We start from the raw sequence: 21,205 nt of genomic DNA, 5'->3' as shown, positions 1-21,205 counted from the left end.
AAGGACCGCTGGTTTCATGAACATGGACCCGCAACTCGACCGCAAGACTGCGCCTGCTGTGAGTGCCGGGCCGACTGCTCAGACCGCCGTCGATTTCTCTTATGCCTCGCCGGACGATCCGCGCCTCAAGCGGGTGGTCATCCGCGCCATCGAGCTGCTCACCGGCCAGCCGCGTCTCAAGCGCATGTATTTCGACAACCGCGAAAACCCTGTCGCGGGCGAGACCTTCTTCGCCGCCGCCATCCGCTATCTGCGCCTGCAGCTTGAGTTCGACATGGCGCGCCTAGATGCCATTCCCAAGGACGGGCCGCTGGTAGTGGTGGCCAATCATCCCTTCGGTGTCATCGACGGGCTGGTCATCGGCCATCTCACATCGATGGTGCGGCCCAACTTCAAGGTGCTGACCAACGCGGTGCTGACCCAGGCGCCGGAGCTGGAAGACTATCTGCTGCCCGTTGACTTTGACCCGACGCCCGAGGCCATGGCCACCAATATCCGCACACGGAAGGAAGCGCGCGACCTTCTCAACAGCGGCGGCACCATCATCGTCTTTCCCGGCGGCACGGTATCAACCGCCCCGCGCCCCTTCGGCCGCGCGGTGGACCCTATCTGGCAGCCATTCACCGCCCAGCTCATCCAGCGCTCGAAGGCCACCGTGGTGCCCATGTTCTTCGACGGGCAGAACGGCCGCCTGTTCCAGGTCGCCAGCCATTTCAGCCGCACCCTGCGCCTGTCGCTGCTGTTCCGCGAGGTGCGTGAGCGCATCGGCACCCGCGTGCGCATCCGCATCGGCGAGCCCATCGCCTATGACGACCTGGCCCACCTCAAGGACCGCGTAGAATTTTCAGAGGAGTTACGGCGGCGGACCTATTCCCTCGGGCCGGGCCCCGTCCCCAAGCGCACCTATAGCGGGCTCACCATGGGCGAGAAGCTGCGCGCCCGCCGCCAGCGCCGTGCCCTGGCCCGGCACCAGATTAGCGCGGCCGACTGACTTGGCGGGGTCATTTTTGACTCACCCGGCGGGTCAGCAGTGAGATTTGATCGGGGGATTAGGCAATGGCCCGGCTGTCATCTGCCTGTGCGTCCCTGCCGGCCAGGGATTGGGGCGGCAGATAGATGGTCACCGTGGTGCCGCAGCCGGGCTCGCTCCTGAATTCAAGCCGTGCGTTCAGCCGGTCCGCCATGGCACTGGTGATCGAGAGCCCCAGCCCGATGCCTTCATAGTCCCGCGACAGAGCGCCCTCATGTTGCCAGAACGGCTGCAGGGCCAGCCGTTGCTGCTCCTGCGTCATGCCGCGGCCGGTATCGGCGACCGACACATAGGGCTCGTTTGCCATGGTGATGCCGGTGGATACATCCACCCGCCCGTCTGCCTTGTTGAACTTGATGGCATTGGCAAAGAGGTGGATGAGCGCGTTCTTCAGCAGCCGTTCTTCCGTATAGAGAATGACCGGGTGGCCGGGATCCTCAACATGCACCGTAACGCAAGGCCGGTGCTGGCGAGCGCGGGCAATCTCCACGGCTCTCTGGATGGTCGCGTCGAGGTGGAAGGTGCTCTCGTCGTTGATGTCATCCACGAGGGAAATGGACGAAAGCTCCAGAAGGTCGTTGAGATGGGTGAGCAGCTTCTGGCCCGAACCGTGAATTTCCTTCACATAGTCCTTGTTCTGATCGCTGCCGAGCGGCCCGAACATTTCCTGATCCAGGATTTCCGAAAAGCCGATGATGGCGTTGAGCGGCGTGCGCAGCTCATGGCTCATATTGGAAATGAATTCCTGCTTCGCCCGTTCGTGATCCGCGACGATCTCCGCAATGCGCGCCCGCTTCATGGCCTGCTTGGTGGCCTGTTCCCGGGCCACCGCCTGCTTCTGTGACCGGATGGCGGCCGAGTGCGCGCGCCGGCGCACGAGGAATGCGATGGTGGCAACGATGGTCGAGTTGAAGAGGTAGAAGTCGTAATGCAGCGCCAGCGGGGTGGGCAGCATCGGCTCCATCACCGCAAACCACGTCCCCAGAACGACAGCATAGGACGCCCAGAAATGCTTGGTGCACAGATGAAACAGACCCAGGCAGGCGATGATCAGGCCGATTTTCACGGCCTGATAGTCTTCACCGCTGAGCACCATGTGCGTTGCCGAATTGGCCAGCAGCACAAGGCCGTAATATTGCATCAGCCAGTTGGCGTGATTGCGCGTCACCACACCCCGCTTGACCAGCACATAGATCAGCGCCGCGCTGACCACGCTGGCAGCGGCCAGTGCCGTCATGATCGCGCGGATGTCAGGGGGCAGCAGGAAGAAATGGGCGATGCCCAGAACCGAGTAGCCGCCAATCACGAAAAGCGACAGCGGTTTCAGGGCATGGCGGGTGATCTCGTTGAGATCATCATCGGTGGCCACAAGGGTGGCATCATCCGTCAGCGCAACCGGGATCTCCGCCGCCGAGGCATCCGCCCCGCCGCCATCTTGCCCTGTTAAATGCCGTGAGGCGTCCGCGCCGACCACAGGCCGTCCCCCAGAAGGTGTGCGAGTTTCAAACTGTTTTCGTTTGAAATGATCGCATTCAACCCTTGAGGGAGGGTAAATCTACAGTTGGAAAGCGGGTTAACCGCGGCCGCGATAGGCCGGCACGCCCTGGTCCGGCAGCCACACACCCGCAGGCACATCACACGTCTGCCAGAACACGTCGATGGGAATGCCGCCGCGGGGGTACCAATAGCCGCCAATGCGGAGCCATTGCGGCTCCAGCAACTCCGCAAGCTGCTTGCCGATCGCCACCGTGCAATCCTCGTGGAAGGCCCCGTGATTGCGGAAGCTGCCAAGATAGAGCTTCAGCGATTTGCTCTCCACCAGCCACGCGCCGGGCACATAGTCGATGACAAGATGCGCGAAGTCCGGCTGTCCCGTAACGGGACACAGCGAGGTAAATTCAGGTGCCGTGAAGCGGGCCACATAGGCCGTGTCCGGATGCGGGTTGGGCACCCGCTCAAGCTCTGCCTCTTCGGGCGAGGCGGGCAGGGTGGTCTGCTGGCCGAGCTGGCTGACGTCAGGCTGATCGCTCATCGTCTCACTTGCTCCTTCCGTGCCGCGAGCCCTCATAGATGCAGGCTTCCCCGCAGCTGTCGCGGTGGATCTCGATGCGCGCCAGCTCCGGTAAGGCCGCCTGCAGCCGCGTCCACAGCCACAGGGTGATGTTCTCAAGGGTCGGCTTTTCCAGCCCCTCGATCTCGTTGAGGAAGCGGTGGTCCAGCTCCTCGCGTACATCCATCAACTGCGCGTTCACGTCGCCGAAATCGCGGATCAGCCCGGTCGCGTCATCCGGCATCCCGTCCAGGCAGACGATCACCCGGAACGAATGCCCGTGCAGCCGCCGGTTGGGATGACCGTCGGGCGCATGCGGCAGGTAATGGGCGGCGTCGAAGGAAAACTGTTTCTGAATGCGCATGGACAGGCGCTCGCAACCTTTAGGGAATGCCGATGAATTTGTGTGACTGGACCGACAAACGCCATTTGGGGTGGCGAAGGCAATAGGAAACCACCGCCTGCGTGTTTTTTTCGCGGTCCGGCCCGTCCATCGGCTGCAGGAAGAAATGCTGGAAATCCAGGCCGTCAAACTGCTCCGGCTGCGCTTCGAGTTCCGTTTGCGGATAAACGAGCTTCAGCTCCTGGCCGGTGGTAAGCGTCAGCGGCGCGCTGCCCTTGGGGCTGACGCAGATCCAGTCAATGCCGCCTGTTTCCCCGTGCGGCGCGGCCAGCGTTCCGTTGGTCTCAACGGCGATCATGAACCCGTGCCCGTGCAGCGCGTCGATCAGCGGCCCGTCCAGTTGCAGCAGCGGTTCCCCGCCGGTGCAGACAACAAGGCGGTTTTCATCGCCGCCCTGCCAGGTGTCGGCCACGGCGCGCGCCAGCGCCTCGGCGGTGTCGAACTTGCCGCCGCCCTCACCGTCGGTGCCGACGAAATCCGTGTCGCAGAAGCGGCACACGGCGCTTGCCCGGTCCTGCTCCCGGCCGGTCCACAGATTGCAGCCGGCAAAGCGCAGAAACACCGCAGCCTTGCCCGCCTGGCCGCCTTCGCCCTGCAGCGTCGCGAACATCTCTTTGACGGAATAGGTCACAGCCGCGACGCCTGGAAGCTCTGCCAGCCTTGGGCGCGCAGCTCGCAGGCCGGGCAACTGCCGCAGCCATGGCCCCAGTCATGCAGCGTGCCGCGCTCGCCGAGATAGCAGGTGTGGGTGTCCTCCCTGATGATCTCCATCAGTGGTGCCCCGCCCAGCCGCTCGGCCAGCGCCCAGGTTGCCGCCTTGTCGATCCACATCAGCGGCGTCTCGATCACGAAGTCGCGCCCCATGCCCAGCGTGATCGCCGCCTGCAGGGTCTTCAGCGTCGTGTCGCGGCAATCGGGATAGCCCGAATAATCGGTCTCGCACATGCCGCCCACCAGCACGCTCAGCCCGCGCCGGAAGGCGATGGCTGCCGCATAGGTGAAGAACAGAAGGTTGCGCCCGGGCACGAAGGTGGACGGCAGCCCCTCCGCGTCAAACGCGATCTCCGCGTCGCGCGTCAGCGCCGTTTCCGAGATGCGGCCAAGGTCGCTGAGGTCCAGCATGTGGTCCTCGCCCAGCTTCGCGGCCCACGCGGGAAAGGCCTGCGCCAGATGATCCAGCACCACGCGCCGCTGCTCGAGCTCCACCCGGTGCCGCTGGCCGTAGTCAAACCCGATCGTCTCCACCCGCTGGTAGCGGTCCAGCGCCCAGGCAAGCGTCGTCGTCGAGTCCTGGCCGCCGGAAAACAGCACCAGAGCCCCGGCACCGGCAGCGCCGACGGGAACGGGAGATGAAACAGCATCTGTCATGCAGGGGTTGAAGCCTGCGCAAGAGGACCCGTCAAGTCATGCGTGCCTTGCAAAAAGTCAGGCGGCATGGTGGGCCGGCTTTACAGCGGCACATTCACCCACAGAGAGCCGCCATAGGCATGGAAGCCGTTGAGCCCGATGCCCTCATATTTGCCGCTGACCGACAGGTTGAGCCCGTCCAGCCCGTGCAGGATGGCCCCGCCTTCCACCACCCCGCGCAGCCGCCCGTCGCCATAGCTGGCATTGCCGATGGTGATGGTGTCCGCCGGTTCGAAATCCCAGATGCCCCGGAATGCGACCCGCGGCTCCAGCACCATGCCGTCGCCCAGCGTCACCAGGGTCGCCATTTCAGGCCCGGCCCGCACCCGGCCCAGCCGCACGGTCTGCTCCGGCGTGGCAAGGCCCGGCCGCCCGGTGATCCCGTCCAGCTTTTCCTCGATATATTCAACCGACACTTCCGGCGTCACGCGGATGTCGCCCGTATGGAAGTTGCCGGTCAGCTGCGCCGTCGCCAGCCACCGCGCGGTCGCGTAGCTGCCTGCGGCTCCCAGCGCCGTCACGTCGGTATCCGACCGGCCCCAGGCCGCCCGGATGTCGAAATAGAGATCAGGCGTCAGCCGCATCGAGGCATAGGGGCCGACCATCCAGCCGGTGCTGCGGATGCGGGTGGAGGCAACGGGCATGTCGTCGCTCATCCAGTCCATCTGCCCCAGCAGCCCTGCCACCACCCATGGCGTGAGATGCATGTCCGCCCCCACATAGACCACGGTGAAATCGCCGTCCCGGTCTTCGTCGTCGTTGAAGCGGGTGTAATGCGCCTCGGTCCACACATCGAGGCAGCGCAGCGTCATGCGGCCCTCATCGCACCCGGCCTCGTCGCTGCTGTCGTCATAGGCATAGGCGCTGAGCGTCGCGTCCCGCGCCGCCATGCCCACCAGCATCCGGTTCGCCGGCGCTTCGGCCACGCGCACCGGGCGGCGCCGGTTGCGGGTCTCGGTCAGCCGGTCCGCCAGTGCCATATCATCCGTGTCCGCCCCATTGCTCCCGCCGCCCCACAGGGCCTTGAGCTGCTTGCGCACGAAGCGCGCCCGGTCCGGCCGCTCCTCCAGAAGGCGGCGCACCCGCTCGGTGGCGAAAGTCGTGCTGGCCGCGGTGGTGGTGGCCGCAGCCGCGCTCGCGGACGGGCCCGGCGTGCAGCGTATGGTGACTTCGATGGATCCCTCGGGGCTGGTGAAGGGCGCCGTATCGATCGTGAGCGCGACATTGGTGGCGTCCGAAGGCGGATCATAGGCAGCCGAGCGGAGCTGTGGCGGCCCCAGCGGAAAGCCGCCGCCCCCCGGCAGCGTGAAGGTGAACGTCTCCGAGAAAACCGTCGCCCCGCCAATCGTCACCACACTGCTGACAAGCCCGGCGGCGCCTGAGTTCGCCGCGATCTCAAGCGAAATGGCGTCATCGTCATTCAGCGTACCGATGGTCAGCGCCTGGCTGGTAATGACGCTGAGGGAATCCCGCTCGAAATAGAAACCATCGAGATCCGCGCAGGACCCCAGGGCGCTCTGGGCGCGGGCCGGTGCTGCCAAAGCCGCTGCAGCGCCTGCAAGGGCGGCTGCGAAAAGGACAGGGCGCCTGCACGCCGATACTATCGAAAAGACCATGCCCGGCAGTCCCCCAACTGCGCATTGCACAAAGGCAGGGCAGCCCGGGTCCCCATGCCCGGAGCCTGCCCTGATACCGGCATGAAAGCGTGCGGCAGCGGGTCTGTCAGTGATTGATGAAACTAATGGTTAACCATCATGGCTGGCGGTCGTGCGCGCCTTACACCCCGGCCTGCATCTCGAGCGGCCAGCGCGTGGCTTGCAGGCTGGGGCGGGCGCCCACCACGTCCATCCAGCGGGTCAGCGACGGTGTCTCCGCCAGCATCGCCCGGCCCTCATCGGTGAGGGCCACGCCCACCAGCGTGCAATACATGAAGATATCCGCCAGCGAGAAGAAAGGCCCCGCCAGATAGGGCACCTCGGACAGCCGGTCCTCCACCACCTGCAGGTAATAGCGGATGGCGGGCAGCGCCTCGCGGATCAGGTCCTCGCGCGGCTCACGCCCCATCATCGGCACCACGAGCCGCGGCAGGGTCAGCCGCTCCTCCGTAAGCGGAAAGACATAGTGGTCATTCACCGCCATCCATTGCCGCATCCGCGCCCGCTCCAGCGGGTCATCCGGCTGCAGCGCACCGCCATTATAGACATCGTCGATGTAAGGGCAGATGGCGCTGCTCTCATACATCGCCACCCCGTCAATCTCCACTGCGGGGGTCTTCATGAAGGGATGCCGCGCCCGGTGCTCTTCCGTCTTGGAGTCGGTGGGGATGGTCTCATGGGCAATCCCCGCTTCCTCCGCCACCGTCGCCACGATGCGGCCATAGGTCGATATCCTGGCGACGTAGATCGTCAGCATCAGTCAGCGGCCTCACCTGTCGCCACGAAGCCGATATCCGCCTCGCTGAACCGATCGATGCCTTGGGCGTAGTTCTGGGCATTGCGCAGATAGAACCGTGCATTGACGAGATTGGCCTCACCATTGTCGCGCGTGCCCACGAGCTTTGCCGGCACCCCGGCAATGATCGAGTTGTCCGGAAATTCCTGCCCCTCGCGCACGATGGTGTGTCCCGCGACAATCGAATTGGCGCCGATCTTGGCCCCGTCCATGATGGTGGCATTGATGCCGATCAGGCACCGGTCGCCGATCTCGCAGCCATGCAGCGTCGCGTGATGGGTGATGGAGCAGTCCTCGCCGACAATTGTCGGCGAGGCATTGCCCACATGCACCATCACGAAGTCCTGGATGTTGGTGCGCGCGCCGATGCAGATCTCAAACATCTCCGCCCGCATCACCACCTGCGGCCAGACCGACGCCCCCTTGCCGATATGCACCTTGCCGTAGATCGACGCCGTGTCGTGGATGAAGGCCGGGTCGTCGAGGGTCACATGCGGGCCGATATGGGGCATTCGGATCAATCCTGTCAGGCTGTGCGGGTCGGGGAGGGGAGGCGCGACGCCGCCCACACGGCAAGCGCTGCGGGCGTCACCACGCCAACAAAATCCGATGCCGCGATGATGTCAAACGGCAATCCGCGGTGGATCCAGATCCAGATATGAAACAGGCCGTGGAACGCAAACCACATGGCCCCGGCATAGCCCAGCCGCTGGTCGCCCGTCCGCGCCGCCCAGGCGAGGATCAGCCCGCCCGCCAGATAGGCCAGCGAGACATCCTTCATGAAGTGGATCGAGAACGGCCCCATCATCGCGACGCCGGGCGTGTTGTCATAGAAGGTCTGCGGCAAAAACCAGATATAGCCGGAAATCAGCAGCGCATATCCGGCGAGGACATAAAGAAGCGTGCGGGCCATGGAACATTTCCTCCTGCGGGAAGCCTGAAAAACGCTAGGGGCGCCGCACCGCGCGCGGCAAAGGCCAATGCCCCCAGATCGGGCCGGGCCAAACCCCGAAAACCTGACGCACAGGCCGTGGGTCCTGTGACCAATTTAAAACTAAGAAAATCACCTAAGTATCTTGCGCAACGCCCGCCGGCGCCATAAGTTAGGTGCATGCCTAACTTTCAAACAGCCACCGACCCAAGCCTCGACAGCGTGTTCCACGCGCTGGCCGACCCCACGCGCCGCGCCGTCATCGCGCAGCTTTCATCCGCCACCGAACCGGCAAGCGTCAGTGACCTGGCCAAACCGTTCGACATGGCCCTGCCGTCCTTCATGCAGCATCTGCGGGTGCTGGAGGGGTCGGGCCTGGTCAGCACCACCAAGCAGGGGCGGGTACGCACCTGCAAGATGGAGCCCGAAGCGCTGGCCACAGCGCAGGACTGGATCGCCGAACAGAAGGCGCTGTGGGAGGGCCGGCTCGACCGACTTGAAGCCTATTTGAGTGACATTCAGCAAAACGAGAAATAACGACCATGCACTTGCCAGCCAATTTTGATGCCGACCGCGACCTGTTCATCGAGCGCCACCTGAAGGCCCCCCGGTCCGTCGTCTGGACCGCCTGGACCACCCCTGACCACCTCAAGAAGTGGTGGGCGCCCAAGCCCTACATCACGACGGAATGCGAGATGGACCTGCGCCCCGGCGGCATCTTCCGCACCGTCATGAAAGGGCCGGACGGCACCGAGATGGATGGCGGCGCCGGCTGCTTCCTCGACGTCGAGGACCAGTCCCGCGTCGTCTTCACCGATGCGCTCGGACCGGGCTGGCGTCCGAACCCGGAGCATTTCATGACTGCGATCATTTCATTCACCGATGACGGCACCGGCACCCGCTATTCAGCCCATGTGCTTCACGACGACATCGCCGCCCGCAAGCGCCACGAGGAAATGGGCTTCGAAGGCGGGTGGGGCACCATGATCACCCAGCTCGACGCCGTCGCCCAATCCCTCGCCGAGACGGTCTGACCGTCAGATCGGACTTCCAGCCAACCGACGGGCGAGGCCCCGTCACCACCCAGGAGACGTGCAATGGGAAAGATGCAAATTGATGTGCACGGTGAGATGCCCGGCAAGGGCTACACCATCACCCGCCTGCTCGATGCCCCGCGTGATCTTGTCTTCAGCGTCTGGACCGAGCCGGAGCACATCCGCAACTGGATGTTCCCCGCAAACTTTCAGCATACGGATGGCGGTTGCGAGGTGCGGGTTGGTGGGGAATGGTTCGCTGTCATCCGGTCACCTGGCGGTGAGGATTACCGCATGGAAGGCGAATATGTGGAAGTCGTCCCCGGCCGGCGCATCGTCCAGACCCATCAATGGATCAATGCCGATGGTCCGGGCGTGAAGACCCTCATCACCATCACCTTCGAGGATGAGGGCAGCAAGACGCGCCTCACCTTCACCCAGACAGGCTTCGAGGCCCGCGACATGCGCCTGAGCAATTCCGAAGGCTGGGGCGAGGTGCTGGACAATCTCGACGCCTATCTCCGCCGCGAGGCTGCCTGACGGCTTGCCTGCGTGCCTTCCACGCGCCTTCAGGTCAGCGGAATGTCCACTGACCTGAAGGCCGGCCGCGAGCGGATGGCGTCGAACCAGCTTTCCACATGCTGGTGCCGCTTGTGGTCCACCGGCAGCTTCAGCCAGCGCGCCACCGTCAGGCCTACCGGGATATCCGCCATGGTGAAGCGCTTGCCCGCCACGAAGGCCGCTTTCTCCAGCTGCGCGTCGAGGATCGCCAGCCGTGCCTCGGTCGCATCCGTGGCGTCCGCGATCTGGGTGGCGTGGATGCCGTCCTCCTTGCGGATCAGCCCTTTGAAGATCGGCCGCATGGTCGGCCAGAAATCCGTCGCCTGCCAGTCCATCCATTGTTCCTCGATGGCCCGCACCCGCGCGTCGGTCGGGTAGTGCAGCCCGGTGCCGCTGGCCGGCGCATAGGCCGCGAAGAGATAGCGCACGATGGCGTTGCTCTCCCAGATCACCTGCTCCCCGTCGCGGATCACCGGCACCAGCCCGTTGGGGTTCATCGCCCGGTAGGCGTCGCTGTCCGTGCCGCCGAAGGCCCCGCCCGCATCCACGCGCTCATAGGCAACCCCCAGCTCCTCGCAAGCCCAGATCACCTTCTGGACATTGATCGAGTTGTTGCGCCCCCAAAGGCGGATTTTGGCGGTGGCTGGCGGCATGAACCCCTCCGGCAGATCTGATTGGCGGCCCGGTGGCGCATATGGCTTTCATGCGGCGGGCGCTTCGGTTATGAAGTCGCCACCTTTATGCCCCACCGGGCCCCCATTTCCATAGTCTCAAGCACGACCGAAGGAGCGCCAAATGGCCGCTATCATCGACATCACCGCCCGCGAAATCCTCGACAGCCGCGGCAACCCCACCGTCGAAGTGGATGTGGTGCTGGAAGATGGCGCCATGGGCCGCGCCGCGGTCCCGTCCGGCGCCTCCACCGGCGCCCATGAGGCGGTGGAGCTGCGCGACGCGGATGCCAAGCGCTATGGCGGCAAGGGCGTGCTCAAGGCCGTCGAGAACGTCAACACCGAGATCTTCGACGCTCTGGCCGGCATGGACTCCGAAGACCAGATCATTCTCGACCGGATGATGATCGACCTCGACGGCACCCCCAACAAGGCCCGCCTCGGCGCCAACGCGATCCTCGGCGTGTCGCTGGCGCTCGCCAAGGCGTCCGCCCAGTCCTGCGGCCTGCCGCTCTACAAATATGTCGGCGGTCCCGCCGCCCGCACCCTGCCGGTGCCGATGATGAACATCGTCAATGGCGGCGAGCATGCGGACAACCCGATCGACATCCAGGAATTCATGATCATGCCCGTCTCCGCCGGCTCCATCGCCGACGGTGTGCGCATGGGCGCGGAAGTCTTCCACCAGCTCAAGAAGGGGCTGAAGGACGCGGGCCACAACACCAATGTGGGCGACGAGGGCGGCTTCGCTCCCAACCTCGCGTCTACCGAGGACGCGCTGGGCTTCATCATGAAGGCCATCGAGACCACCGGCTACAAGCCCGGCGAAGACATCCACCTCGCCATCGATGCCGCCTCCACCGAGTTCTACAAGGACGGCAAATACGTGCTGGCAGGCGAGGGAAAGACGCTCGATGCCGGCGGCATGGCCGACTACTGGGCCGACCTCGTGGGCCGCTTCCCCATCATCTCCATCGAAGACGCCATGGCAGAAGATGACTGGGACGGCTGGAAGGCGCTGACCGACAAGATCGGCGGCAAGGTGCAGCTGGTGGGCGACGATCTGTTCGTCACCAACTCCGCCCGCCTGTCCGACGGCATCGACAAGGGCGTCGCCAACTCGATCCTCGTCAAGGTCAACCAGATCGGCTCGCTCACCGAGACGCTTGAAGCCGTCGAGATGGCCCACAAGGCGTCCTATACCGCTGTCATGTCGCACCGCTCCGGCGAAACCGAAGACGCCACCATCGCCGACCTGGCGGTCGCCACCAATTGCGGCCAGATCAAAACCGGCTCCCTTGCCCGCTCCGACCGCATGGCCAAATACAACCAGCTCATCCGCATCGAAGAAGAACTCGGCGCCGCGGCAGAATACGCCGGCACGTCGATCCTCCGCGGCTGAGCAAGGGGCGGTCAGACAGCCCTAAACACCGCTTTCCCTCCGGCTCGACCGGAGGGCCCATCCGACCATCCATCCGGCACAAAGCCTGTGCCACACTGCCCCACCCATAGACCCTCCGGTCAAGCCGGAGGGAAAGCGGGGTGGGGGGAAGGCCTGGCCAATAATTCCCTCTCCCCTAGCGGGAGAGGGAGGGGCCCGCGGGCGCAAGCCCGTGGGAGGGTGAGGGGGCGGCAGCAGTGGTCTCTGATCTCAGACTTTATGAGGGTTGAGGGTCTCACCCCCTCACCCGGTGCTGACGCACCGACCTCTCCCTCGAGGGGGGAGGTAACACCGGCAGGCGCACTAAAATCCCGTAGCCCTCCGGCTTGACCGGAGGGCCTACTCTCGGCCCCGCTTGCCGCAGCAGGTGTGCTTGCACAGATGCGCCAGCCGCACCCGCCATCCCCAACAGCCAAGGCGAGTGGACCCTCCGGTCAGGCCGGAGGGATGCGGTTGTTTCTGGGTTGACGGACGCATCAACCCCCGAGCCCCTCAGGGCCGCAGCTTCCACGGCTCCACCTGCCCGGCGACCGTCACCACATCATCGCCCGCAGCAGCCTGCAGCACGCCCGCGCAAATCTCCTCATGGGTCAGCCAGCGCGACACGCCGTCATGGTGCACAAAGCCCAGCAGCACCTGCCGGTAGCGGATATGCGGCAGCCCCTGCATCACCCGCACCCTTTCCTCGCCGAAGGCGCCGGGCCGCGATGCGGCTGACCCCAGCACCTCGATCAAAAGCCCGCCTTCGGCCATGTGATGAACAATCTGCGCCCGCAGCGCTTCGTCGCGCCCATGCATCCACACAAGCGCTGCCCGGAACGGCCCCTGCGCCGCACCGGCCTGCTCCAGCGCCGAGACGAAGCCCGCAGCATCGCTCCAGTCCGTGTCATAGGCGCTGAGCCGCGCGTCCAGCGCCGCTTCCCCGAACCGGAACGCCGAGGCCCGCCGCGCCAGCACCGCGATATCGGCCCCGCCGGAGCCGGCCAGCTGCCGGGCCGCACCCGCCAGCATGCCCGTGGTTCCGATACACAACAGCGGCATGGGGCACTCCTAGGTCAGCAGGGTCCGCGTCATGAAGGCCTTGGCATCAGCAAATGCCTTCTCACGCATGGGCGGGTTGCCACCAATATGCGCGCCGAACTTGGCCAGCGTCGCAAAGCCCTCCAGCCGCCCGTCGCGGGTTGAGACATCCTTGCCGCTGTCCGTCAGCATCCGCCCGTCCAGCTTCACCGTGGCGCTGCGCCCCGGCGGCAGGGCGATCACGTCCGGCAGATATTCAACGGGGTCGGTGCTGTCGAAGGAGTGATAACTGTCCGGATACAGAATAATCTCCGCATTGCCCCCATGCGCGTTGATGTCCTCGACAAGCTCCACGGCGGGTGCCGCCGGCGTATAGTCCTCGGCTTCCCCCATCAGGATGCACATTGGCGCCGACGACCAGCGATTGTCCTCGGTCCTGATGTGGCACGCGGGATAAACCGGCATGTGGGCGGCAAAGCGCAGGCCGTCCGGCGACAGCTTCTCGATCAGCGGCTCCCAGGCGCTGTAGGCCGCCATGCCGCCGCCCAGGCTCCACCCGGCAATCGCCACACGGGTCGCGTCGATCTTCGGATGGGCCGCCAACAGTTTCAGTGCCGCATAGGCGTCCGCGATCATCATCGCCATGGTGACTTCCACCTGGGTAGTCGACACCTCCCGCGTGCCGCGCGCCTCGAAGGAATGCGGCCGGAAGGTCGCGATCCCCATCCCGTGGAACATGTCCGCATAATCGAGATGGTGCGACCGCCAGCCATAGGAGCCATGGCACATCACCACGCAGGGGAACGGACCGTCTCCATGTGTGGCTCCCTCAGGCAGTTCCAGGTCACCGAAGATCTCCTGCGGCTGCGCTGACTGATCAAGGATCTGCGTGAACTCGAACGCATCGCTGCTGGTGTAGGTGATGCGTTCGCCCCGATCCGTGCGCGGGTCCCGGTTGAGATCGACCATGAATTCTGCCGTCCGTTCTTGTTGTTGAAACCGAACGCACAGGATGGGCAGAAGCCCCGGCGAGGGCAAGCCGCCCGGCTGATCGCGAAGGGGTGGTGCGGTGTCACACAAGCAGCTTGTAGAGCACATGCGCATCTACCAGCCCTTGCGCCGGGTGGTCGAAGGCCTTGGGCAGTGTGCCAGCGATCTCGAAGCCGAGCTTCTGCCACAGCCGCACAGCGCCTTCATTGGTGGAGACAACGAGATTGAACTGCATGGCCGTAAAGCCGCGTGCCCGCGCCTCGTCCTGGGAGTGCGCGCACAGCATCCCCGCCACCCCCTTGCCGCGCGCAGCCTCGGCGGTCACATAGCCGCAATTGCACACATGCGCGCCGCCGCCCATCTGGTTGGCCTTCAGGTAATAGGTGCCCAGCAGCACGCCTGTTGCATCCTCGGCCACAAAGGTCGCCTTCTCCACGCTGGTCCAGTAGGCGAGGGCCGCCTCGCGGCTCATGTCACGCGGCAGGGCATAGGTTTCACCCGCGCGGATCACCGGCTCAAGGATCATCCAGATGGCATCATGGTCGCCGGGGCGGGCAGGGCGGATGGTGACGGACATGGGCAACGTCTCTCTTGGGAAGCGGAGCGAGGCATCAGCACGGGCCGGGGCAGGGCCCGGTCCAGACGCCCGGGACCCTAGGCAGGCAACCGGATTCTGTCTCTCACAGAATCAGCATAAGAGACTGACTCAATTAGGCTTGCCATGAGAATCACAAGTATGATTCCTTAAGCTCATGAGACTTCACGATACGATTCGCACCGGCACCTACGCCGCTGAAACCGATGGCCTGAGGGCCCGTCTCGGCCGCGCCATCGTGCCTGTCGCCTGCCTCAGCATCATGGCCTATTTCGCCTGGCACGCCGTCCACGGCGACAACGGGCTGCTGCGCCTTGTGGAGCTGCGCGAGGAGCGCGCGGCGATGGCGGCCAAGGTGCAGTCCGCCAAGGAGATCCGCGCCCGGCTGGAGCGTGACGTGGCGCTGCTGCGGCCCGAGAGCCTCGACCCCGACCTGCTGGATGAACGCGCCCGCGCCGCCCTCGGCTTTGCCCATCCGGACGAACTCACCATATTCATCGACGAATAGGATCAGGTGGCGACACGCGGTTTTGCGCCGATTTTGGAACGATTTCGCCGTTTGGGCTGTTCTCACAATTTTGTAACCCGCCGGCGTCAGCATTAGACGCAAACGTGCGCGTGCCCCCATCGCAAGCGCGCACAGGCCGGGATACACTCAGGCCAGTCCCGCAACCCCTCGAGGAGCCCCCATGGCGGCGCGCAGCACAGCCTCCAAATCAACCTCCCAGACTCGTGGCAAGACCCGCAGCAAGACGGCTGCGAAGAAGTCCGCTCCGGCCAGCCCCGCAGGCGATGGCACGGACCGCGAAGACACCTCCCAGGCCGCCTGGGACAAGATCAAGCGCGGCGACGCCACCCTGTCGAAGGACGAAACCCTCAAGGCTTATGAGGACATGCTCCTCATCCGCCGCTTCGAGGAACGCGCCGGCCAGATGTACGGCATGGGGCTGATCGGCGGCTTCTGCCACCTCTATATCGGTCAGGAAGCAGTCGTCACCGGCGTCGAGATGGCGCTGGAGGACGGCGACCAGATCATCACCAGCTACCGCGACCACGGCCACATGCTGGCCAAGAACATGGACCCCAAGGGTGTGATGGCCGAGCTGACCGGCCGCGAAGGCGGCTACTCCCGCGGCAAGGGTGGCTCCATGCACATGTTCTCCACCGAAAAGGCGTTTTACGGCGGCCACGGCATCGTCGGCGCCCAGGTGCCCATCGGCACCGGTCTCGCCTTCGCCAATGCCTATCGGGACGACGGCAAGGTCTGCGCCACCTTCTTCGGCGAGGGCGCGTCCAATCAGGGGCAGGTTTACGAGGCCTTCAACATGGCCGAGCTCTGGAAGCTGCCGGTCATCTACGTCATCGAGAACAACCGCTATTCCATGGGCACCTCGCTGGAGCGGGCCGCCGCCGAGACCCACCTGCACCGCCGCGGCCGCTCCTTCAACATTCCCGGCGAGGAAGTGGACGGCATGGACGTGGCGCAGGTGCGTGAAGCCTCCGCCCGCGCCGCCAAGTGGTGCCGCGAGGGCAACGGCCCGGTGATCCTCGAAATGAAGACCTACCGCTATCGCGGCCACTCCATGTCGGACCCCGCGAAGTACCGCACCAAGGACGAAGTCCAGAAGATGCGCACCGAGCATGATCCCATCGACATGGTGCGCGCCCGCATCCTGGACGAGAAGTGGGCCTCGGAAGACGATCTCAAGAAGATCGACCGCGCCGTGAAGGACACGGTCTCCGCCGCCGCCGAATTCGCGCAGGAAAGCCCGGAGCCGCATCCGGACGAATTGTGGACCGACATCTATGCTCCGGTCGGAGAGGGCGCACGCTAATGGCAACGAACATCACCATGCCCGCCCTGTCGCCCACCATGGAGGAGGGCACCCTTGCCAAATGGCTGGTCAAGGAAGGCGACGAGATTTCCGCCGGTGACGTGATCGCCGAAATCGAAACCGACAAGGCCACCATGGAAGTGGAAGCCGTGGATGAAGGCATCCTCGGCAAGATCGTTGTCGCCGAAGGCACCGAGAACGTGCCCGTCAACGACGTTATCGCCGTCCTGGTCGAAGAGGGCGAGGACGCGGGCGACGTGGACGCAGCCCCGGAGGCCGACAGCGCGCCGAAGGAAGAGAAAAAAACAGACGACAAGAAGGCCGACGCCGACAGTTCAGCCAAGTCTGGCAAGTCCGCCAAATCCGACGACGGGCCGTCATCAAGAGACATCCGGATCCTCGCTGATCTCGCCGAACCCGAAGTGCCCGACGGCGTCTCGCTTAAATCCATCACCGTGCGCGAAGCGCTGCGCGACGCCATGGCCGAGGAAATGCGGGCCGATGACCGCGTCTTCGTCATGGGCGAGGAAGTGGCCGAGTATCAGGGCGCCTACAAGGTCACCCAGGGCCTGCTGGAAGAGTTCGGCGCCCGCCGCGTCATCGATACGCCGATCACCGAGCATGGCTTCGCCGGCGTCGGTGTCGGTGCGGCCTTCGCGGGCCTGCGCCCGATCGTCGAATTCATGACCTTCAACTTCGCCATGCAGGCGATCGACCAGATCGTCAATTCGGCCGCCAAGACCCGCTACATGGCCGGCGGGCAGATCGATTGCCCAATCGTGTTCCGCGGCCCCAACGGCGCCGCCGCCCGCGTGGCCGCCCAGCACAGCCAGGACTATGCGGCCTGGTATGCCCATATCCCCGGGCTCATCGTCATCGCCCCCTATACGGCGGCTGATGCCAAGGGCCTGCTCAAGGCCGCCATCCGCGATGCCAACCCGGTCATCTTCCTTGAAAACGAGGTGCTCTACGGCCAGAGCTTCGATGTGCCGGATACGGATGACTGGGTGGTGCCCATCGGCAAGGCCAAGGTGATGAAGGAAGGAACGGACGTCACCATCGTCTCCCATTCCCACGGCCTCACCTATGTGCTCGATGCCCTGCCGCAGCTTGAAGAGATGGGCATCAACGCGGAGGTGATCGACCTGCGCACCATCCGCCCCCTCGACAAGCAGACCATCATCGACAGCGTGAAGAAGACCAATCGCTGCGTCACCGTCGAAGAAGGCTGGAGCATCTGCGGCATCGGCTCGGAGATATCCGCGATCCTGATGCAGGACGCGTTTGATTATCTCGACGCGCCGGTCACCCGCGTGGCGGGCAAGGACGTGCCCATGCCCTATGCCGCCAATCTCGAAAAGCTGGCGTTGCCCAGTGCCGCCGAGGTGGTCGAGGCGGTCAAAGCCGTTACCTACAAATAGGGGCGCCGATGTCCGGGGATAGCAGCGTCATACGCGGAACATGCCATTGCGGCGCGGTCAAAGCCGAAATGCGGCTGACAGCGCCCGCCGACGGTATCGTGCTGCGCCGCTGCCCGTGCAGCTTTTGCCGCCGCACCGGCGCGCTGGCCTATTCCGATCCTGATGGCCGGGCCCATCTCACCGCGCGGGTAGATGACCTCACGATCTACCAGTTCGGCGAAGGGGCGTGTGACTTCCTCCTCTGCCGCATCTGCGGTGTCTTCGTGGCGGCGGTCTCCGGCGACGCGGAGACCCAGCGCTGCGTCCTCAATGTCGCGGGACTTGATCCGGACCTGGCGCAGGATTGCGCAAGCGTGCCGCTTGAAGCTGCGGGCGAAGACCGCTCGGGCCGCAAGCAGCGCCACGCCTCCCGCTGGACACCGATCACCTTCTCCGATCCCCGGATCCCGCACCGTCTCAAAACCCTAACGCCGCCGCATCAGGCGGCAGGGAGCGTCTGATGCCCATCCCCGTGCTCATGCCGGCCCTGTCCCCCACCATGGAAGAGGGCACGCTCGCCAAATGGCTGGTGAAGGAAGGCGACAAGGTGGCCTCCGGTGACGTCCTCGCCGAGATCGAGACCGACAAGGCGACCATGGAAGTGGAAGCCGTGGACGAAGGCACGCTCGGCAGGATCCTTGTCGATGAAGGCACTGAAGGCGTCGCCATCAACAAGCCCATCGCCGTCATCCTCGAAGACGGCGAAGACGAGGGCGACCTCGACGATTTCGACGCAGGCGACGCAGGCGACGCTGCACCGGCACCAAAGCCCGCCCCGTCCGAAAAAGATACAAGCGATGAAGAAGAGGCGGACGACGACGGTGCAGAAAAACGCGCCTCTCCCCAGCGGGGAGAGGAAGGGGCCCGTCGCGAGAGCGATGGGAAGGTGAGGGGGGTTGAGACCGCCACACCGCCGGCACCTGAAAAGGACGGCGAGCGCATCTTTGCAAGCCCGCTCGCCCGCCGCATCGCCGCCGACAAGGGCGTCGACCTGAAAAGCCTCGATGGCTCCGGCCCCCATGGCCGCATCATCAAGGCGGATGTGGAAGCAGCCCAGCCCGGCAAGGCCGCGCCGAAGAAAGCCGCCGCCGAAAAATCGGATGCCAAGCAGCAGGGCAAGGCACCAGCCGCCGCCCCCGCAGGCTCCCTGCCGGACCCGCGCCTTTATTACGAAGACGGCACCTACAAAGAAGTGCCGCTCGACGGCATGCGCAAATCCATCGCCAAGCGCCTCACCCAGTCCAAGCAGGAACTGCCGCACTACTATCTCACCATCGATTGCGAGTTGGACGAGCTGCTCCGTGTCCGGAAGGAACTGAATGCTCGCGGCGAGGACGACGGCATCAAGGTGTCGGTCAACGACTTCATCATCCGCGCCTCCGCCCTGGCCCTCATGAAGGTGCCGGACTGCAACGTGTCCTATGCGGGCGACGCGCTGCTGAAGCACAAGCACGCTGATATCGGCGTCGCCGTGGCGCTGGATGGCGGGCTCATCACCCCCATCGTCAAGGCAGCCGAAACCAAGGGGCTGGCACAGATTTCAGCCGAGGTGAAAGAGCTCGCCCAGCGTGCCAAGGACCGCAAGCTGAAGCCCGCTGACTATGAGGGCGGCTCCTTCTCGGTCTCCAATCTCGGCATGTTCGGCATCAAAAACTTCACCGCCGTCATCAATCCGCCGCAGGCCGCCATCATGGCGGTGGGCGCCGGCGAGGAACGGCCCGTGGTGAAGAATGGCACGCTGAGTGCCGCCACCATGATGACCGTCACGCTCTCCTGCGATCACCGCGCCATTGACGGCGCGCTGGGGGCTAAACTCCTTCAGGCCTTCAAGCGCCTGATCGAGGATCCGCTCACCATGCTGCTCTAGTCTTTCTCTGTTTCAGGGAGGCCGCCCCATGGCCACTTCCTATGATCTTGTCGTCGTCGGCTCCGGCCCGGGCGGCTATGTCGCCGCCATCCGCGCCAGCCAGCTCGGCATGAAAACCGCCATCATCGAGCGCAGCGAGCTCGGCGGCATCTGCCTCAACTGGGGCTGCATTCCCACCAAGGCGCTGCTCCGCACGTCTGAGATCTATGACCATCTCAACCACCTGGATGAGTTTGGTCTGTCTGCGGACAATGTGTCCTTCGACGTCGAAAAAATCGTCAAGCGCTCCCGCAAGGTGGCGGGCCGCCTGTCCAGCGGCGTCACCTTCCTGATGAAGAAGAACAAGATCGACGTGATCCGCGGCACAGCGAAGCTCGCCGGAAAGGGCAAGCTCTCGGTCGACGGCGAGGACGGCACGCAGGACGTGTCAGCCAAACACATCGTGCTCGCCGCCGGCGCCCGCGCCCGGTCCCTGCCGGGGCTTGAGCCTGACGGTGAAACCATCTGGACCTATCGCGAGGCCATGGTGCCGAAGGAAATGCCCAAGCGCCTGCTGGTCATCGGCTCCGGCGCCATCGGCATCGAGTTCGCCAGCTTCTACAACACCATGGGCGCGGACGTGACCGTGGTGGAGGTGATGGACCGCATCCTGCCCGTCGAAGACGAAGAGATTTCAGCCTTCGCCGCCAAGGCGTTCAAGAAGCAGGGCATGAATCTCGTCACTGGCGCCAAGGTGACCAAGCTGGAAGTCAAGTCCGGCACGGCGCACGCCACCATCGAGGTGGACGGCAAGAGCGACACCCAGAAATTTGACAAGGTCATCCTCGCCGTCGGCATCACCGGCAATGTGGAAGGCCTCGGCCTCGAAGAGGCCGGCGTCAAGGTCGAGAAGGGCCATGTGGTGGTCGACGGCTATGGCCGCACCGGCGTCGATGGCCTCTATGCGATCGGCGATCTCACCGGCCCGCCCTGGCTTGCCCACAAGGCCAGCCATGAAGGCGTCGCCTGCGTCGAGAAGATCGCGGGCCTCGACAACGTCCATCCGCTGGACACATCCAACATCCCCGGCTGTACCTATTGCCGCCCCCAGGTCGCGTCCGTCGGCATGACCGAGGCAAATGCGAAAGAAGCCGGCCACGAGGTGCGCGTCGGCAACTTCCCCTTCCAGGGCAACGGCAAGGCCATCGCGCTGGGCGAGCCCGACGGCTTCATCAAGACCATCTTCGACAAGAAAACCGGCGAGCTCTTGGGCGCCCACATGATCGGCCCGGAAGTGACCGAACTCATCCAGGGCTATGCCGTCGCCCGCCAGCTCGAAACCACCGAAGCCGAGCTGATGCAGACCGTCTTCCCGCACCCGACCCTGTCCGAAGCCATGCATGAGAGCGTGCTCGATGCCTATGGCCGCGTCCTGCATATCTGACGCTGTTATCCGTAAAGTATTGATTTTGTAAACGAA

Annotated in this window: 24 protein-coding genes; 11 read left to right on the top strand and 13 right to left on the bottom strand. The window is 64.7% G+C overall.

Annotated features, from left to right (window positions below; translation table 11 throughout):
* Window positions 1-16 precede the first annotated feature (16 nt).
* Window positions 17-991, top strand: a complete 975-nt coding sequence (locus tag HG718_RS07440; RefSeq protein ID WP_160588103.1) for a lysophospholipid acyltransferase family protein — start codon at window positions 17-19, stop codon at window positions 989-991.
* Window positions 992-1,049: 58 nt separating this feature from the next.
* Here the strand turns inward: HG718_RS07440 and HG718_RS07435 are convergent, their stop codons facing one another.
* From HG718_RS07435 to HG718_RS07395, 9 genes are all read right to left on the bottom strand, one after another.
* Window positions 1,050-2,504, bottom strand: a complete 1,455-nt coding sequence (locus HG718_RS07435) for a sensor histidine kinase (protein WP_160588101.1) — start codon at window positions 2,502-2,504, stop codon at window positions 1,050-1,052.
* A gap of 99 nt (window positions 2,505-2,603) precedes the next feature.
* Window positions 2,604-3,062: a preQ(1) synthase gene (gene queF / locus HG718_RS07430; RefSeq protein ID WP_160588099.1), complete on the bottom strand. Its 459-nt coding sequence runs from the start codon at window positions 3,060-3,062 to the stop codon at window positions 2,604-2,606.
* A 4-nt stretch (window positions 3,063-3,066) separates the two neighbouring features.
* Window positions 3,067-3,444, bottom strand: coding sequence for a 6-pyruvoyl trahydropterin synthase family protein (locus HG718_RS07425; RefSeq protein WP_027843693.1), 378 nt, complete (start codon window positions 3,442-3,444; stop codon window positions 3,067-3,069).
* Window positions 3,445-3,463: 19 nt separating this feature from the next.
* On the bottom strand, window positions 3,464-4,114 hold the full coding sequence (queE, locus tag HG718_RS07420; protein WP_160588097.1) for a 7-carboxy-7-deazaguanine synthase: 651 nt from the start codon (window positions 4,112-4,114) through the stop codon (window positions 3,464-3,466).
* Window positions 4,111-4,851, bottom strand: coding sequence for a 7-cyano-7-deazaguanine synthase QueC (gene queC / locus HG718_RS07415; protein ID WP_160588096.1), 741 nt, complete (start codon window positions 4,849-4,851; stop codon window positions 4,111-4,113). Before queC ends, queE begins: the two co-directional genes overlap by 4 nt.
* 80 nt (window positions 4,852-4,931) lie before the next feature.
* On the bottom strand, window positions 4,932-6,431 hold the full coding sequence (locus HG718_RS07410) for an autotransporter outer membrane beta-barrel domain-containing protein (protein ID WP_160588094.1): 1,500 nt from the start codon (window positions 6,429-6,431) through the stop codon (window positions 4,932-4,934).
* 235 nt (window positions 6,432-6,666) lie between these two features.
* Window positions 6,667-7,302 (bottom strand): glutathione S-transferase family protein, encoded by a 636-nt coding sequence (locus tag HG718_RS07405; protein WP_160588093.1) that lies wholly within the window; start codon window positions 7,300-7,302, stop codon window positions 6,667-6,669.
* Window positions 7,302-7,853, bottom strand: coding sequence for a gamma carbonic anhydrase family protein (locus tag HG718_RS07400; RefSeq protein WP_160588091.1), 552 nt, complete (start codon window positions 7,851-7,853; stop codon window positions 7,302-7,304). Before HG718_RS07400 ends, HG718_RS07405 begins: the two co-directional genes overlap by 1 nt.
* A 14-nt stretch (window positions 7,854-7,867) precedes the next feature.
* Window positions 7,868-8,254 carry a hypothetical protein gene (locus HG718_RS07395; RefSeq protein WP_027843699.1) on the bottom strand — a complete coding sequence of 129 codons (387 nt, stop codon included), beginning with the start codon at window positions 8,252-8,254 and terminating at the stop codon, window positions 7,868-7,870.
* A gap of 198 nt (window positions 8,255-8,452) precedes the next feature.
* Here HG718_RS07395 and HG718_RS07390 point away from each other — a divergent pair, with 198 nt between their 5' ends.
* From HG718_RS07390 to HG718_RS07380, 3 genes are all read left to right on the top strand, one after another.
* Window positions 8,453-8,809 carry an ArsR/SmtB family transcription factor gene (locus HG718_RS07390; protein ID WP_027843700.1) on the top strand — a complete coding sequence of 119 codons (357 nt, stop codon included), beginning with the start codon at window positions 8,453-8,455 and terminating at the stop codon, window positions 8,807-8,809.
* A gap of 5 nt (window positions 8,810-8,814) precedes the next feature.
* Entirely contained in the window at window positions 8,815-9,306 is a 492-nt protein-coding gene (locus HG718_RS07385) for an SRPBCC family protein (protein WP_160588090.1), read from the top strand.
* A 63-nt stretch (window positions 9,307-9,369) separates the two neighbouring features.
* The gene (locus HG718_RS07380) at window positions 9,370-9,846 is read left to right on the top strand and encodes an SRPBCC family protein (protein WP_244617714.1); all 477 of its coding nucleotides are present in this window, start codon (window positions 9,370-9,372) and stop codon (window positions 9,844-9,846) included.
* Window positions 9,847-9,875: 29 nt separating this feature from the next.
* Here the strand turns inward: HG718_RS07380 and HG718_RS07375 are convergent, their stop codons facing one another.
* The gene (locus HG718_RS07375) at window positions 9,876-10,520 is read right to left on the bottom strand and encodes a glutathione S-transferase family protein (protein ID WP_160588088.1); all 645 of its coding nucleotides are present in this window, start codon (window positions 10,518-10,520) and stop codon (window positions 9,876-9,878) included.
* Between the two features lie 142 nt (window positions 10,521-10,662).
* Here HG718_RS07375 and eno point away from each other — a divergent pair, with 142 nt between their 5' ends.
* On the top strand, window positions 10,663-11,940 hold the full coding sequence (gene eno, locus HG718_RS07370) for a phosphopyruvate hydratase (RefSeq protein ID WP_027843705.1): 1,278 nt from the start codon (window positions 10,663-10,665) through the stop codon (window positions 11,938-11,940).
* 531 nt (window positions 11,941-12,471) lie between these two features.
* Here eno and HG718_RS07365 read toward each other — a convergent pair.
* From HG718_RS07365 to HG718_RS07355, 3 genes are all read right to left on the bottom strand, one after another.
* Window positions 12,472-13,020, bottom strand: coding sequence for a Rossmann-fold NAD(P)-binding domain-containing protein (locus tag HG718_RS07365; protein WP_160588087.1), 549 nt, complete (start codon window positions 13,018-13,020; stop codon window positions 12,472-12,474).
* Between the two features lie 9 nt (window positions 13,021-13,029).
* Window positions 13,030-13,968, bottom strand: coding sequence for a dienelactone hydrolase family protein (locus HG718_RS07360; RefSeq protein ID WP_160588085.1), 939 nt, complete (start codon window positions 13,966-13,968; stop codon window positions 13,030-13,032).
* Window positions 13,969-14,071: 103 nt separating this feature from the next.
* Window positions 14,072-14,566, bottom strand: coding sequence for a GNAT family N-acetyltransferase (locus HG718_RS07355; protein WP_160588084.1), 495 nt, complete (start codon window positions 14,564-14,566; stop codon window positions 14,072-14,074).
* Window positions 14,567-14,741: 175 nt separating this feature from the next.
* Here HG718_RS07355 and HG718_RS07350 point away from each other — a divergent pair, with 175 nt between their 5' ends.
* The 6 genes from HG718_RS07350 (at window position 14,742) to lpdA (ending at window position 21,169) form a co-directional block, all read left to right on the top strand.
* Window positions 14,742-15,092: an FtsB family cell division protein gene (locus HG718_RS07350; protein ID WP_160588082.1), complete on the top strand. Its 351-nt coding sequence runs from the start codon at window positions 14,742-14,744 to the stop codon at window positions 15,090-15,092.
* A 181-nt stretch (window positions 15,093-15,273) separates the two neighbouring features.
* Window positions 15,274-16,419: a pyruvate dehydrogenase (acetyl-transferring) E1 component subunit alpha gene (gene pdhA / locus HG718_RS07345; RefSeq protein WP_160588080.1), complete on the top strand. Its 1,146-nt coding sequence runs from the start codon at window positions 15,274-15,276 to the stop codon at window positions 16,417-16,419.
* Window positions 16,419-17,840 carry a pyruvate dehydrogenase complex E1 component subunit beta gene (locus tag HG718_RS07340; RefSeq protein WP_160588079.1) on the top strand — a complete coding sequence of 474 codons (1,422 nt, stop codon included), beginning with the start codon at window positions 16,419-16,421 and terminating at the stop codon, window positions 17,838-17,840. The genes pdhA and HG718_RS07340 overlap by 1 nt, the downstream gene beginning before the upstream one ends.
* 68 nt (window positions 17,841-17,908) lie before the next feature.
* On the top strand, window positions 17,909-18,340 hold the full coding sequence (locus HG718_RS07335; RefSeq protein ID WP_160588077.1) for a GFA family protein: 432 nt from the start codon (window positions 17,909-17,911) through the stop codon (window positions 18,338-18,340).
* Window positions 18,340-19,746, top strand: coding sequence for a pyruvate dehydrogenase complex dihydrolipoamide acetyltransferase (locus tag HG718_RS07330; RefSeq protein WP_160588075.1), 1,407 nt, complete (start codon window positions 18,340-18,342; stop codon window positions 19,744-19,746). Before HG718_RS07335 ends, HG718_RS07330 begins: the two co-directional genes overlap by 1 nt.
* Window positions 19,747-19,774: 28 nt before the next feature.
* Window positions 19,775-21,169: a dihydrolipoyl dehydrogenase gene (gene lpdA, locus HG718_RS07325; RefSeq protein ID WP_160588074.1), complete on the top strand. Its 1,395-nt coding sequence runs from the start codon at window positions 19,775-19,777 to the stop codon at window positions 21,167-21,169.
* The last annotated feature ends 36 nt before the right edge of the window (window positions 21,170-21,205 follow it).

The organism is Pyruvatibacter mobilis (genome assembly GCF_012848855.1).
Classification (GTDB): Bacteria; Pseudomonadota; Alphaproteobacteria; order CGMCC-115125; family CGMCC-115125; genus Pyruvatibacter; species Pyruvatibacter mobilis.
This window is presented reverse-complemented; position numbering and strand designations above follow the sequence as displayed.

Excerpts from the sequence above, each read along its gene's own strand:
- HG718_RS07330 (WP_160588075.1), top strand. The coding sequence starts at position 18,340 with ATGCCCATCCCCGTGCTCATGCCGGCCCTGTCCCCCACCATGGAAGAG.
- eno (WP_027843705.1), top strand. The coding sequence starts at position 10,663 with ATGGCCGCTATCATCGACATCACCGCCCGCGAAATCCTCGACAGCCGC.
- HG718_RS07395 (WP_027843699.1), bottom strand. The coding sequence starts at position 8,254 with ATGGCCCGCACGCTTCTTTATGTCCTCGCCGGATATGCGCTGCTGATT.
- HG718_RS07390 (WP_027843700.1), top strand. The coding sequence starts at position 8,453 with ATGCCTAACTTTCAAACAGCCACCGACCCAAGCCTCGACAGCGTGTTC.
- HG718_RS07340 (WP_160588079.1), top strand. The coding sequence starts at position 16,419 with ATGGCAACGAACATCACCATGCCCGCCCTGTCGCCCACCATGGAGGAG.
- queF (WP_160588099.1), bottom strand. The coding sequence starts at position 3,062 with ATGAGCGATCAGCCTGACGTCAGCCAGCTCGGCCAGCAGACCACCCTG.
- HG718_RS07385 (WP_160588090.1), top strand. The coding sequence starts at position 8,815 with ATGCACTTGCCAGCCAATTTTGATGCCGACCGCGACCTGTTCATCGAG.
- HG718_RS07425 (WP_027843693.1), bottom strand. The coding sequence starts at position 3,444 with ATGCGCATTCAGAAACAGTTTTCCTTCGACGCCGCCCATTACCTGCCG.
- HG718_RS07375 (WP_160588088.1), bottom strand. The coding sequence starts at position 10,520 with ATGCCGCCAGCCACCGCCAAAATCCGCCTTTGGGGGCGCAACAACTCG.
- HG718_RS07335 (WP_160588077.1), top strand. The coding sequence starts at position 17,909 with ATGCGGCTGACAGCGCCCGCCGACGGTATCGTGCTGCGCCGCTGCCCG.
- lpdA (WP_160588074.1), top strand. The coding sequence starts at position 19,775 with ATGGCCACTTCCTATGATCTTGTCGTCGTCGGCTCCGGCCCGGGCGGC.
- HG718_RS07365 (WP_160588087.1), bottom strand. The coding sequence starts at position 13,020 with ATGCCGCTGTTGTGTATCGGAACCACGGGCATGCTGGCGGGTGCGGCC.
- HG718_RS07440 (WP_160588103.1), top strand. The coding sequence starts at position 17 with ATGAACATGGACCCGCAACTCGACCGCAAGACTGCGCCTGCTGTGAGT.
- pdhA (WP_160588080.1), top strand. The coding sequence starts at position 15,274 with ATGGCGGCGCGCAGCACAGCCTCCAAATCAACCTCCCAGACTCGTGGC.
- HG718_RS07355 (WP_160588084.1), bottom strand. The coding sequence starts at position 14,566 with ATGTCCGTCACCATCCGCCCTGCCCGCCCCGGCGACCATGATGCCATC.
- HG718_RS07380 (WP_244617714.1), top strand. The coding sequence starts at position 9,370 with ATGGGAAAGATGCAAATTGATGTGCACGGTGAGATGCCCGGCAAGGGC.
- HG718_RS07400 (WP_160588091.1), bottom strand. The coding sequence starts at position 7,853 with ATGCCCCATATCGGCCCGCATGTGACCCTCGACGACCCGGCCTTCATC.
- HG718_RS07360 (WP_160588085.1), bottom strand. The coding sequence starts at position 13,968 with ATGGTCGATCTCAACCGGGACCCGCGCACGGATCGGGGCGAACGCATC.
- queC (WP_160588096.1), bottom strand. The coding sequence starts at position 4,851 with ATGACAGATGCTGTTTCATCTCCCGTTCCCGTCGGCGCTGCCGGTGCC.
- HG718_RS07405 (WP_160588093.1), bottom strand. The coding sequence starts at position 7,302 with ATGCTGACGATCTACGTCGCCAGGATATCGACCTATGGCCGCATCGTG.
- HG718_RS07350 (WP_160588082.1), top strand. The coding sequence starts at position 14,742 with ATGAGACTTCACGATACGATTCGCACCGGCACCTACGCCGCTGAAACC.